The sequence below is a fragment of the Streptomyces sp. MMS24-W38 genome (assembly GCF_059889265.1).
Genome location: NZ_JCBCPP010000001.1, coordinates 3,776,554 through 3,789,336, shown reverse-complemented (window position 1 = coordinate 3,789,336; position 12,783 = coordinate 3,776,554). Strand labels below are relative to the sequence as shown.

General features: G+C 69.5%; 11 protein-coding genes and 1 tRNA gene. 9 read left to right on the top strand and 3 right to left on the bottom strand.

All coding sequences use genetic code 11. From position 1 onward, the window contains the following. Nucleotides 1–240 precede the first annotated feature (240 nt). Nucleotides 241–1,026: a dioxygenase family protein gene (locus tag AC6F7H_RS16270; protein WP_500757684.1), complete on the bottom strand. Its 786-nt coding sequence runs from the start codon at nucleotides 1,024–1,026 to the stop codon at nucleotides 241–243. Between the two features lie 146 nt (nucleotides 1,027–1,172). Between AC6F7H_RS16270 and AC6F7H_RS16265 the strand changes: the two genes are divergently transcribed. After that, entirely contained in the window at nucleotides 1,173–1,718 is a 546-nt protein-coding gene (locus AC6F7H_RS16265) for a MarR family winged helix-turn-helix transcriptional regulator (protein WP_363043364.1), read from the top strand. Nucleotides 1,719–1,802: 84 nt separating this feature from the next. Here the strand turns inward: AC6F7H_RS16265 and AC6F7H_RS16260 are convergent, their stop codons facing one another. Both AC6F7H_RS16260 and AC6F7H_RS16255 read right to left on the bottom strand, forming a co-directional pair. Then, complete coding sequence (locus AC6F7H_RS16260; RefSeq protein ID WP_500757683.1) at nucleotides 1,803–3,413, bottom strand: MFS transporter; 1,611 nt, start codon at nucleotides 3,411–3,413, stop codon at nucleotides 1,803–1,805. Nucleotides 3,414–3,604: 191 nt separating this feature from the next. Then, a complete protein-coding gene (locus AC6F7H_RS16255; protein ID WP_500757682.1) occupies nucleotides 3,605–4,249 on the bottom strand; it encodes a TetR/AcrR family transcriptional regulator in 645 nt (214 codons plus the stop codon). Between the two features lie 341 nt (nucleotides 4,250–4,590). Between AC6F7H_RS16255 and AC6F7H_RS16250 the strand changes: the two genes are divergently transcribed. The 8 genes from AC6F7H_RS16250 (at nucleotide 4,591) to AC6F7H_RS16215 (ending at nucleotide 12,718) form a co-directional block, all read left to right on the top strand. Beyond that, nucleotides 4,591–5,949 carry a M6 family metalloprotease domain-containing protein gene (locus AC6F7H_RS16250; RefSeq protein ID WP_500757681.1) on the top strand — a complete coding sequence of 453 codons (1,359 nt, stop codon included), beginning with the start codon at nucleotides 4,591–4,593 and terminating at the stop codon, nucleotides 5,947–5,949. A 356-nt stretch (nucleotides 5,950–6,305) separates the two neighbouring features. Next, nucleotides 6,306–7,067 carry a DeoR/GlpR family DNA-binding transcription regulator gene (locus AC6F7H_RS16245; protein WP_500757680.1) on the top strand — a complete coding sequence of 254 codons (762 nt, stop codon included), beginning with the start codon at nucleotides 6,306–6,308 and terminating at the stop codon, nucleotides 7,065–7,067. Between the two features lie 148 nt (nucleotides 7,068–7,215). After that, nucleotides 7,216–8,586 carry an ABC transporter substrate-binding protein gene (locus AC6F7H_RS16240; protein WP_500757678.1) on the top strand — a complete coding sequence of 457 codons (1,371 nt, stop codon included), beginning with the start codon at nucleotides 7,216–7,218 and terminating at the stop codon, nucleotides 8,584–8,586. Between the two features lie 197 nt (nucleotides 8,587–8,783). Beyond that, the gene (locus AC6F7H_RS16235) at nucleotides 8,784–9,749 is read left to right on the top strand and encodes a carbohydrate ABC transporter permease (protein WP_500757677.1); all 966 of its coding nucleotides are present in this window, start codon (nucleotides 8,784–8,786) and stop codon (nucleotides 9,747–9,749) included. Between the two features lie 116 nt (nucleotides 9,750–9,865). Further along, nucleotides 9,866–10,666 (top strand): carbohydrate ABC transporter permease, encoded by an 801-nt coding sequence (locus AC6F7H_RS16230; protein ID WP_500761858.1) that lies wholly within the window; start codon nucleotides 9,866–9,868, stop codon nucleotides 10,664–10,666. After that, complete coding sequence (locus tag AC6F7H_RS16225) at nucleotides 10,663–11,652, top strand: zinc-dependent alcohol dehydrogenase family protein (RefSeq protein ID WP_500757676.1); 990 nt, start codon at nucleotides 10,663–10,665, stop codon at nucleotides 11,650–11,652. The genes AC6F7H_RS16230 and AC6F7H_RS16225 overlap by 4 nt, the downstream gene beginning before the upstream one ends. Nucleotides 11,653–11,878: 226 nt before the next feature. Then, nucleotides 11,879–11,954: transfer RNA gene (locus AC6F7H_RS16220), tRNA-Arg, on the top strand. Nucleotides 11,955–12,043: 89 nt separating this feature from the next. Then, a complete protein-coding gene (locus AC6F7H_RS16215; protein WP_500757675.1) occupies nucleotides 12,044–12,718 on the top strand; it encodes a hypothetical protein in 675 nt (224 codons plus the stop codon). The last annotated feature ends 65 nt before the right edge of the window (nucleotides 12,719–12,783 follow it).

Here is a 12,783-nt window from a genome sequence, read left to right as displayed (position 1 = left end):
ACGACAATCACGCTCGACACCGCGGTCCTCACCCGGGAGGAGCACCGCCCCGCCCCTGACCGCTTCTTCTTTTGTAGACGGCCCGTACCGCCCGATGGTTGTCACGGAGTCGCCCCGGGCGGCACCGGGTGGCGGGCACCGGGCGCTCCGGCCGCCCGCCACCGCCACCCGTCGCCTGTCACCCGTGCACCCGTGCACCCGTCACCGCAACTGCAGCCCTCAGGCCTCAGACCTCAGGCCTCAGCCGAACTGGACCGACCGCTTCGCCAGCCCCAGCCAGAACCCGTCGATCACCGACTTCTGCGTGTCCAGGTCGCCGGCGGCGTCCGCGGCGCCCATGGTCACGAAGAGCGGTGCGAAGTGCTCGGTGCGCGGGTGGGCGAGCGCGCCCGCCGGGGACTTGCGGGTGAAGTCGAGCAGCCCGTCCACGTCACCGGCGTCCAGGGCCCGGTTCCCCCAGTCGTCGAACTCCGTCGACCACCTGGGGATGCCGCCCTGCCGCAGCGCGGCCAGGTTGTGGGTGAAGAACCCGGAACCGATGATCAGCACGCCCTCGTCACGCAGCGGCGCGAGCTTCCGCCCGATGTCCATGAGCTTCACCGGGTCCAGCGTCGGCATGGAGACCTGGAGCACCGGGATGTCGGCCCCGGGGAACATCTCGACCAGCGGGACGTAGGCGCCGTGGTCCAGCCCGCGGTCGGGAACGTCCTGCACGGGAGTGCCGGGGGCGCGCAGCAGCTTGCGCACGGACTCGGCGAGCGCCGGAGCGCCGGGGGCGCCGTACTTCACCTGGTAGTAGTGCTCGGGGAAGCCCCAGAAGTCGTAGACGAGGGGGACCGTCTCGGTGGCGCCGAGGGCGAGCGGGGCCTCCTCCCAGTGGGCGGAGACGACGAGGATCGCCTTCGGGCGGGGCAGTTCGGCGGACCAGGCAGCCAGCTGACCGGGCCAGATGGGGTCGTCGGCCAGTGGCGGTGCGCCGTGGCTGAGGTACAGCGCGGGCATGCGTTCCTGAGTGGCGGCGGTCATGGCTGCGACTCCTTCCGGTGATCGGTGCAGATCTGTCCTGAGTTCGCGTGGACAGTGGCGTTTTTTACTTGAACTCTCAACCTCTACCCCAAACCCTATCGCAATTTTGTTTAACCTTCAAGCAGAAGCGTCGTACAGTGGAGTGCATGACGACGGCACCCACATCCGCATCGGCCCCGGGTTCGGCCCCCGACCCGGCGCGCACCGACGAACCACGCTGGCTCAGCGACGAGGAACAGCGCGTCTGGCGCTCGTACATCGAGGCCAGCACCCTCCTGGAGGACCACCTCGACCGCCAGCTCCAGCGGGACGCGGGCATGCCGCACCTCTACTACAGTCTGCTGGTCAAACTCGCCGAGGCACCGCGGCGGCGGCTGCGGATGACCGAGCTGGCGATGCTGGCGAAGATCACCCGCTCCCGGCTCTCGCACGCCGTGGCCCGCCTGGAGAAGAACGGCTGGGTGCGCCGCGAGGACTGCCCCTCCGACAAGCGCGGCCAGTTCGCCGTACTGACCGACGAGGGCTTCGAGGTGCTGCGCCGGCACGCGCCCGGTCACGTGAACGCCGTACGGCAGGCGCTCCTCGACCGGCTCACCCCCGAACAGCAGAAGTCCCTCGGCGAGATCATGGAGATCATCGCCGAGGGACTCCAGCCCAGCGAAGCGGGTGCGGACCTGCCCTGGCTCCGCTGAGCGCGGGAGCCGGGGCAGGTCCTGGGAGCCGTACGGACGAGGCGTCCCCTCCTCATCCGTACGGGTGGCCCGGAGGGACGGCGGTCAGTGGGCGACGACCGGCACCGCCGCTTCCTCCTGAGCGCCCTCGGTGCCCCCCGCGCCCCGGCCGGCCCCGTCGGAGGACCCGGTGACCGTGGTTCCCGGGCGGCCCGCGTCGACGAGGGTCAGGGCGATGACCGCGGCCAGGACGAGGATGCCGACGGCGAACCAGATCGCGCTGGTGTAGCCCTGCACCATGCCCTCGAGCCGCACCAGCTGCTGCTGGGACCGGCTCGCGGCGCCGCCGACGCGGTCGGCGATGTAGGACGTGGTGGCCGAGGCCGCGATCGTGTTCAGCAGGGCCGTGCCGATCGCGCCGCCCACCTGCTGCGAGGTGTTGACCATCGCGGAGGCGACGCCCGCGTCCCGGGGCTCGACGCCCTGGGTGGCCAGCGACATGGCCGGCATGAACGCCGTACCCATGCCGAGACCGAGCAGCAGCATGCCGGGCAGCAGTACGGCGGCGTAGGAGGAGCCGATCTCCATCCGGGTCAGCAGCAGCATGCCGACGGCGGCGACCAGGAAGCCGGGTCCCATCAGCAGCCGGGGCGCGACCCGGGTCATCAGCCGTGCGCCGATCTGGGTGGAGCCCGTGATCATGCCCGCGACCATCGGCAGGAAGGCGAAACCAGTCCTGACCGGCGAGTAGCCCTTCACGACCTGCAGGTAGTAGGTCAGGAAGAGGAACAGGCCGAACATCGCGATGACCGCCAGGCCGAGTGAGAGGTAGACCCCGCCGCGGTTGCGCTCGGTGATCACCCGCAGCGGCAGCAGCGGCGCCCTGACCCGGGACTCGACCAGGACGAACGCCAGGAGCAGGACGGCCGACGCGACGAACATGCCGACGGTCAGCGAGTCGCTCCAGCCCTCGGACTCGGCGCGGGTGAAGCCGTAGACGAGCGCGACCAGGCCCAGGGTGGACAGCACCACGCCGGGGATGTCCAGCGACGAGCGGTTGCGGCCGCCCTTCGGCTCACGGATGACGAAGTACGCGCCGGTCGCGGCGACGACGGCGAACGGGATGTTCACGAAGAACGTCCAGCGCCAGTTCAGGTACTCGGTGAGGAAACCGCCGAGGATCAGGCCGACGGCGCCACCGCCACCCGCGATCGCACCGTAGATGCCGAACGCCTTGGCGCGCTCCCTGCCGTCGGTGAACATCACCGCGAGCAGGGACAGCGCGGCCGGCGCGAGCAGCGCGCCGAACACGCCCTGCAGCGCGCGGGCGCCGAACATCATGGCCTCGTTGGTCGCCGCTCCGCCCAGCGCGGAGGCCGCGGCGAAGCCGCCCAGGCCGAGCACGAAGGCCCGCTTGCGGCCCCACAGGTCGGCTGTCCGCCCGCCGAAGAGGAGCAGTCCGCCGAAGGCGAGGGAGTAGGCCGTGACGACCCACTGCCGGTTGCCGTCGGAGATGCCCAGGTCCTGCTGGGCGGAGGGCAGGGCGATGTTCACGATGGTGGCGTCCAGGACGACCATCAGCTGGGCGAGCGCGATAAAAACGAGCGCTTTCCAGCGGTTGGCGTCCGGCGCGTTCCGTGCGTCCGGCGCGTTCCGTGCTCCTGGTGTGTTCCGTGCTCCCGGTACGCCGGGGGACTTTGACGCTGTTTCAGGCATGGGGGTACCCACTTCGGGACTTCGTGACGGAAAATTCAGAGCTTGAGACGAAAAAACGATGTCGTCAGGGAACGACTCGCCCACGGGGGACGGCCGTCGAGACAGCTCTACGGGTCTTGGTCTGGAGGTCGGCCTGGAATTCGGTCTGAAGGTCGGACTGGAACTCGGACTGGAACTCGGTCAAGGAGCGCTCAGTGCGCGCGCAGGTCCTCCACTGTCACCGCCGCACCCGGCAGGACACCGCGGGCCGGGGCCCGCATCCCGTCCAGGAACAGCTGGAGATGGCGGTGGACGAACCGGTCGGCGTCGAGGCACCCCGTACCGGCCGGCGGCCGGCTGAGCTGGGCGATGCCGACCAGCAGATCACCGAAGTCCACATCGGCACGGAGCTGACCCGCCGCCTTGGCGCGGTCCATGATCTGTGCGACGAGCCCCTCGGCACGTACACGCGCGGCCCCCAGATCGGGGTGGTTCTGGTCGAAGGTGCCGGCGATCATCGGGCACAACGCGCTGATCCGCTCATCGGCGGCGGTGTGCGCGAAGCGCTCCAGCGCCTCGAAGGCATCCCCGGTCTCGGCGAGTGCACGCTCGGCCGCCTCCGCCGTACGGTCCATCACGGCGCACACGACCTCGCGCACCAGCGCGTCGCGGTCGGGGAAGTTGCGGTACACCGTGGCATTGCCCACGCCGGCCCGGCGGGCGATGTCGTCGAACGGCACGTCGGGGCCGAACTCGACGAACATCTCCCGGGCGGCGGTGACGATCCGCTCCCGGTTGCGCAGGGCGTCGGCACGGGGCCGGGACACCTTGCGCGATGCGGAAGGGGCGGTCTGCACGATGCACTCCTGTCGCTCTGCTCACTGAACGTTCTGCTCGCTCCCGCGATCCGGGGAAGAAATCCCCGCTTCACGCGAACACAGGTCCAAACGGGGAAGCGGTCCCCGCTTATTTCCCACCCGGGAAACTCTTCGCGTGACCTGCGTCACATTCGCGCGGGCGGGCGTCACCGCCCCTCCCACCCCGTCCCACCCCCTTCCTCCCACCCCGTCCCACCCCGTTTCCCCGGAAACCGCACGATCGGCCCCTCCAGCGCGCGCCCACGCACCCCGCGACAGAGGGTGATCGAAAGGGTGCAGTCGGAGACCGGCGGCTGCCGTGTGGAGCGGAGGTCCCCCGCATGCAGGCGCAGCCGACCAGCAGCCGGATATCCCCGCGCCGACTGGCCGCCCTGGCGTCCGTGACCGCATTGACCCTCGCCGCCATACCCTCGGCCGGCAACGGCCACCTCTCCCCGTACACCTCGGCCCCCGGCCCCAGCGCCCTGGCCCCCTCCTCCTCACACGGCCCGTGCATGATCAGCAGCGCCCGCCAGGTGCAGATGTCGGAGGGCATACCCACGGATGCCGGCTACACCCGCTCCACCGGCACCGTCCGCGCCCTCACCCTCCTGGTCGACTTCTCGGACGCCCCCGGCGAGGGCGATGCCCTCGACCGCTACAGGGAGTTCTTCCCGCAGACGCAGAAGTGGTTCCGGACCAGTTCGTACGGCCGCCTCGACTACCGCCCCGAGCTGCCGATCCCCGGCTGGCTGCGGATGCCCAAGTCGTTCCGGGACTACGGCATAGAGCGCGGCGCCCCCTTCGACCCCGACTACCGCAAACTGGTCCGGGACCTCGTGGCGGAGGCGGACCCGAAGGTGGACTTCGGTGCGTACGACCTGGTGAACGTACTGGTGACCCCGAACGCGGGGCCCTCCGCCCTGGACACGGTCCTGTCGGTGACCTTCGCGGGCAACGCGGAGGCCCCGACGGCGGACGGCGTGCCCATCGCCAACGCGTCGTTCGTCTACTCCCGTCAGGACGACGGCTCCGGCTCCCTGGACCGCACCGGTTACCGCGTCCTCCCCCACGAGAACGGCCACGTCTTCGGCCTGCCCGACCTCTACACGGCCGAGGGCGGCGGCGCCGTGGGCCACTGGGACATCATGAGCGAGGACTGGGGCGCCGACAACGACCTGCTCGGCTGGCACAAGTGGAAACTGGGCTGGCTGGACGCGCCCCAGGTGCACTGCGCGGCGGGCACGGGCACCAGTGTGTACACCCTGACGCCGCTGGCCGAGTCGGGCGGCCCGAAACTCGTCTTCCTCCCGCTGGACACCAGCTCCGGCTACGCCGTCGAGTTCCGCACCCGGGCCGGCAACGACGAGGCGGTGTGCCGCCCCGGCATCCTCATCTACAAGGTCGACGCGGACGTCGACACCGGAATGGGCCCCGTCACGGTCTACGACTCCCGCCGGAACAGCGGCGGCTGCACCCGTATCCCCAATGTCCACGCGGAACTCTCCGACGCCACCTTCACCCCCGGCGAGACCTTCATCGACCGCAGGGCGGGAATCCGCGTCAAGGTCCTGGAGCCGACCACCCCGAACACGGACTCGGCCTCGGACACGGGCTCCGACACGGGCTCCGGCACGGGCTCCGGCACGGGCTCCGGCTCAAGAACGCCGGAGTACCGAGTGCAGATCACCCGAGCCTGACCCCTCGTCCGAGGCCCGCGCGGATGCCCGGCCGGGCGGGTGGGGGCTCGCTTCCGCCGTCGAGAACAGGCAGCGCGGAAGGGAAGCGGGCAGCAAACGGGCACCGTTCCGAGCGGACCGGGTGGGGATCATGCTCCGTTCTTGGCCGAAGAAGGCCCCTGTCTGCGAGAACAGGAACTGCGAAACGGGCACATCCGGTCACGGAACGCATGACGTTTTGCCTGGTCATAACCCTGGGCGTAGCCATAAATAGTCCGCAAGAGTCCGAACGGACCGGACTCTGTGGGGCGCGATCGCGCCACACCGGAAACGGCCCGACCGGGTGTCGGCCCGAGTCGCGCAGGGGAGGTGCCGCCGTGGACGCCGAAGAACGCCGCCGCTCCATCCTGGAAGTGACGCGCCGGGCCGGCTCGGTGGACGTCGCCAGGACGGCCGCCGACCTGGGCATCTCCAAGGAGACCGTACGGCGCGACCTGAACCTGCTGGCGGCTCACGGGCTGGTGCGGCGAACCCACGGCGGCGCCTACCCCGTCGAGAGCGCCGGCTTCGAGACGACGCTCTCCTACCGCACCACCAGCCAGGTCAGGGAGAAGTCGCGGATCGCCGCCGCAGCCGTGGGCCTGCTCGGTGACGCGAAGACGGTGTACATCGACGAGGGCTACACCCCGCAGCTCATCGCCGCCGGCCTGCCTCGCGACCGGCCGCTGACCGTGATCACCTCCTCCCTCGCCGCGGCCGGCACCCTGGCCTCCGTCGAGAACATCACCGTGCTGCTGCTCGGTGGCCGCGTCCGCGGCGCCACGCTGGCGACCGTCGACCACTGGGTGACCCACACGCTGTCCGACCTCGTCATCGACCTGGCCTACGTCGGCGCGAACGGCATCTCCCGCCAATGGGGGCTCACCACTCCGAACCCCGCGGTGAGCGATGTGAAGACACAGGTCATGGCTGTTTCCCGACGCCGGGTGTTCTCGGGCGTCCACAGCAAGTTCGGAGCGGCCAGCTTCTGTCGTTTCGCCGGGATCGGGGACCTGGAGGCGATCGTCACCGACACCGGGCTCCCCGCCGCCGAAGCCCGTCGCTACGTCCTCCTGGGACCGCAGGTCATCCGGGTCTGACCCCACGGCTCTCCCCCACACACGCCACGCACCACACACCACCCATCACGTACCAGGCACCACACACCACGCATCACACACCACGCACTCACCACTCGCCCGGCCGGGCGCGGGCCTTCCACGCCCTCGAACACCTCTGGAGCCAACCATGCCCACCCACAAGACCACCCGAGTCCGGAGAACCACCCGCGCCGTGCTCGTCGCCGTCTCCGCCGGTTCGCTGCTGGCCGCGTGCAGCGGGGCCGGCGGGTCGAGTTCGGAAGCCGGGGGCGAGAGCATCAACGTCCTCATGGTCGGCAACCCGCAGATGGAGGACATCGCGAAGCTGACGAAGGACACCTTCACCAAGGACACCGGCATCAAGGTGAACTTCACGATCCTTCCCGAGAACGAACTGCGCGACAAGGTCACCCAGGACATCGCCACCCAGGCCGGCCAGTACGACGTCGCCACCATCGGCGCCTACGAGGTGCCCATCTGGAACGAGAACGGCTGGCTGCAGGAGCTGAGTTCCTACGCCGAGAAGGACTCCGCCTTCGACAAGGACGACCTGCTCAAGCCCATGGTCCAGTCCCTGTCCGGCGACGACGACAAGCTGTACGCGCTTCCGTTCTACGGCGAGTCGTCCTTCCTCATGTACAACAAGGAGGTCATGGCGGAGAAGGGCATCACCGTGCCCGAGAGGCCGACCTGGCAGCAGATCGCCGACATCGCCGCCAAGGCCGACGGCGCACGCCCCGGCATGAAGGGCATCTGTCTGCGCGGCCTGGCCGGCTGGGGCGAGCTCGGCGCGTCGCTGTCGACCGTGGTCAACACCTTCGGCGGCACCTGGTTCACCGAGGACTGGAAGGCCCGGGTCAACAGCGCCGAGTTCAAGAAGGCGACCGACTTCTACGTCGACCTGGTCAGGAAGCACGGTCAGTCGGGCGCCGCGCAGTCCGGGTTCACCGAGTGCCTCAACGCGATGAGCCAGGGCAAGGTCGCGATGTGGTACGACGCGACCAGTGCGGCGGGACCGCTGGAGGACCCCAGCTCCAGCAAGATCGCGGGCAAGGTCGGCTACGCCTACGCGCCGGTGGACAGGACGGACAGCTCCGGCTGGCTGTGGACCTGGGCCTGGGCGATGCCGAAGACCACCAAGAAGGCCGACGCCGCCTCGAAGTTCATGCTCTGGGCGTCCGGCAAGGAGTACGAGAAGCTCGTCGGCGAGAAGCTGGGCTGGTCGCGTGTTCCCGCCGGGAAGCGGGCCAGCACCTATGAGATCCCCCAGTACAAGAAGGCGGCGGCGGCCTTCGGTGACATCACCCTCAAGTCCATCGAGCAGGCGAACCCGACGAACCCCGGTGTGCAGCCGCGGCCCACGGTGGGCGTCCAGTTCGTGGCCGTCCCCGAGTTCCAGGACCTCGGCACCAAGGTGACGCAGGACATCTCCGCGGCCATCGCGGGCAAGACCAGCGTGGACAAGGCCCTGGACAACGGCCAGAAGCTCGCGGAGGAAGTCGCCAAGAACTACCGGTGACCCGCCCGGTCACCCTCCGGTGAATCCCGCTGCCCGTCGGACGCCGACGCCCTGACGGGCAGCGCCCCCGCCGCGGTGCCCGGTACGCCCTCCTCCGCATCGACGGACGCCACCCCGTCGGCGTCCGCCGACCGGGCACCGCTTCTTCCCCACCCCCGGCCGCGATCGGCTGCGACCGGCCGGCTCAAGGACCCCTCATGACCACGCTCACTCCCGCACCCCGATCGGTGCGCACGGACCCCCCGCACCGGCCGGGCAAACGCGAGACGCCGCACAAGTGGCGGCGGCGCATCCCACTGCTGCCGGCGCTGATCTTCACGATCGTCGTGACCCAGCTGCCGTTCGTGGCCACGCTCGTCATCTCGACCTTCCAGTGGAACATCCTCAAGCCGGGCGAACGGCACTTCACCGGCCTGTCCAACTACGGCTTCGTCTTCACCGACGAGAGGCTGCGCACGGCGGTACTGAACACCATCGTGCTCACCGCGTCGGTGGTGATCCTCAGTGTGGTTCTCGGGCTGGGGCTGGCGCTCCTCCTCGACCGCCGCTTCCCCGGCCGGGGCCTGGCCCGCACCCTGCTCATCACACCGTTCCTGGTCATGCCGGTCGCCGCCGCGCTGCTGTGGAAGCACGCCATCTACAACCCCGACTACGGCCTCCTCAACGGCACCCTCAACGCGGTGTACCGCCTCTTCGGAGCCGAGAGCGGCCCCACCGTCGACTGGGTGTCGAACTCCGCGATGCCGGCCGTCGTCGTCGCGCTGGTGTGGCAGTGGACCCCGTTCATGATGCTCATCCTGCTGGCCGGGCTCCAGGCCCAGCCCGGCGACGTGCTGGAGGCCGCCCGGGTCGACGGCGCCTCGGCCCGGCAGACCTTCCGCCACATCACCCTGCCCCACCTGCGGCAGTACATCGAACTGGGTGTCCTGCTCGGCACCATCTACGTCGTGCAGACCTTCGACGCGGTCTTCACCATCACCCAGGGCGGCCCCGGCTCGCAGACCACCAACCTCCCCTACGAGATCTACCTGACCATGTTCCGCAAGTACGAGTACGGCGAGGCGGCCGCCGCCGGCGTGGTCGTGGTGATCGGTTCCATCCTCATCGCCACGTTCGCCCTGCGCACCATCGCGTCGCTGTTCCGCGAGGAGGTCTCCCGGTGACCACCACCCAGGCGGCGCCGGCCGCCACTCCCGCGGCCGGGCGCAAGAAGTTCCTCCGCCGCAAGAACGACCGGAGCGGTCAGGGCAGTCAGGGCGGTCAGGGCGACTCACCGCGGCTGAGCCCGGTGTGGGCCTTCGTCGCCTGGCTCGCCACCCTGGTCTTCTTCGCCCCGGTGGCCTGGATGGTGCTGACCAGCTTCCACCAGGAGGCCGACGCCGCCACCAACCCGCCCAGCCTGCTCGCGCCCTTCACCCTGGACCAGTACGAACTGCTGCTGGGCCGGGACATCACCCCGTACCTTCTCAACTCGGCCATGGCGAGCGTCATTTCGACGCTCCTCGTCCTCGCCCTCTCGATTCCGGCGGCCTACGCGCTGTCCATCAAGCCGGTCGAGAAGTGGACCGACGTGATGTTCTTCTTCCTGTCGACGAAGTTCCTGCCCGTCATCGCGGCGCTGCTGCCGGTGTACCTGATCGTCAAGGACGCCGGGATGCTGGACAACGTCTGGACGCTGATCGTCCTCTACACCGCCATGAACCTGCCGATCGCGGTGTGGATGATGCGTTCCTTCCTCGCCGAGGTCCCCAAGGAGATCCTGGAGGCCGCCGAGGTCGACGGCGCCGGACTCCCCACCGTGCTGCTGCGCATCGTCGCCCCCGTCGCCATGCCCGGGGTCGCCGCCACCGCGCTGATCTGCTTCATCTTCAGCTGGAACGAGTTCTTGTTCGCCGTCAACCTCACCGCCACCAACGCCTCCACCGCCCCGGTGTTCCTCGTCGGGTTCATCACCAACGAGGGTCTCTTCCTCGCCCGTCTGTGCGCCGCCGCCACCCTGGTGTCCCTGCCCGTCCTCATCGCCGGCTGGGCCGCCCAGGACAAGCTGGTCCGCGGTCTGTCCCTAGGAGCAGTCAAGTGAAAGCCGCCCTCATCGAAGCCCCCGGCAAGGTCACCGTCACCACGGTCCCCGACCCCACCCCGGGACCGCGCGACGTCGTGGTGGACGTGGCCGCCTGCGGGCTGTGCGGCACGGACCTGCACATCCTCCAGGGCGAGTTCGCGCCCAAGCTGCCCATCGTCCCCGGCCACGAGTTCGCCGGGGAGGTCGTCGGCGTCGGCAGCGCGGTGACCGAACTCTCCGTCGGCGACCGGGTCGCCGTGGACCCCTCCCTGTACTGCAACGAGTGCCGCCACTGCCGCACCGGCCACAACAACATGTGCGAACGCTGGGCCGCGATCGGCGTCACCACGGCGGGCGGGGCGGCCCAGTACGCGGTGGCCCCGGTGGCGAACTGCGTCAAGCTGCCCGAGCACGTCCGCACCCAGGACGCCGCCCTGATCGAGCCGCTCTCCTGCGCGGTGCGCGGCTACGACGTCCTGCGGTCCCGCCTCGGCGCGCACGTCCTGATCTACGGCTCGGGGACGATGGGCCTGATGATGCTGGAGCTGGCCAAGCGGACCGGCGCGGCCCGCGTGGACATGGTGGACCTCAACCCCGACCGCCTCGCCACCGCCCACCAGCTCGGCGTCTCCGCCACGGCGACCGACGCGGACGAGCTGGACCGGCCGCAGGGCTGGGACCTCGTCGTCGACGCCACCGGCAACGCGGCGGCGATCCAGGACGGGCTGGAGCGGGTCGCCAAGGCCGGCACCTTCCTGCAGTTCGGCGTCGCCGACTACGCGACCCGCGTGACGATCGACCCGTACCGCATCTACAACCAGGAGATCACCATCACCGGCTCCATGGCCGTCCTGCACAGCTTCGAACGCGCCGCGGACCTCTTCGCCACCGGAGTACTCGACCCCCAGATCTTCATCAGCCACCGCCTCCCCCTGGCCGACTACCCCCAGGCCCTGTCCCAGTTCGCAGCGGGCCAGAGCCGAAAAATCCTCATCACACCCTGACGGGGACGAGCGGGACGGGCGGGGACCGAGCAAGCGCCCCGCCCGCCGCCCTCCCCGGGCGCCACCCCCACCCCCTGCCCTCATACCGACGACCTTCACCGGCACGTATCCGCTACGCTGTCCCTGGTCGGTCATCGGTACGCCGCGCCCCGCGACCGAGCAAGACCGCGGAGCACCGCGCACCATGTCCGACCAGTGGGCTCACCTCCTCACGGAGGGCGCCTTCGCCTTCGTAGCTCAGGGGATAGAGCACCGCTCTCCTAAAGCGGGTGTCGCAGGTTCGAATCCTGCCGGGGGCACCAGCCAAAAGGCCCCGGACCGATCATGGTCCGGGGCCTGATGAGCGCCCCAAGCTCCGGGCGCACCTAGCCCTCGCCATAGGGTCCGTCCCATGACGACGCATGCTTGGTTCGAGATCGATGATCCGGACGACGACTTCGAGTTCGACGACACTGAGAGGGCCTTCGTATCTGCGCTGAGCGGGCGTTGCATGGCCTGGGCGCCAGCTGATGTTGTCGGGGAGGTCGGACGCCCGGACAACTGGGAATCGCTCCTCGCTCATGTCAGCCTGTCCGACCGGGCGGAGCCCCGTCTGCACTTGATCGATCTGGGTGTGCACCTGGTCGGTAACCGCATCCGCGGGGACCGTCTGCACAATCAGCTGTACCTGCTGCCGGATCGTCCCAGTGACTGGGCACTTGATGCCACGGGCTCCACGGAACGGCTCGCCGAGCTTGCCGCCGAGTGGTTCCGCGCGGTTCTGGACAAGCCGATCGTGTTGTATGTCTGGCTCCACGAGGGCTACGCCTACGCTGCCCGCTACGTGTTCGCCGACAGCGGCGAGACGATCTGCCAAAGCTACGTGGAGAGCATCGCCCCACCGGGCCAAGCCGCGGAACTGACAGCCGCCGGCCACGTGCACAGCAAGGGCTGGATCCAGACCGTCGGCTTGCCAACGCCCTCCCTCTATCTGCACATCCGGGGCGACTTCGAGAGGGGCAGCACCATATCCGGGGTTCCGGCAACGACCAAGCGTGGACCGCTTCCCGGACTTTGGTACGAATGATCATCTGCCTCCCGTTGACCTACGCCGCACCACAATCGCACCAGATCGATCGGGGAACAGCGGGG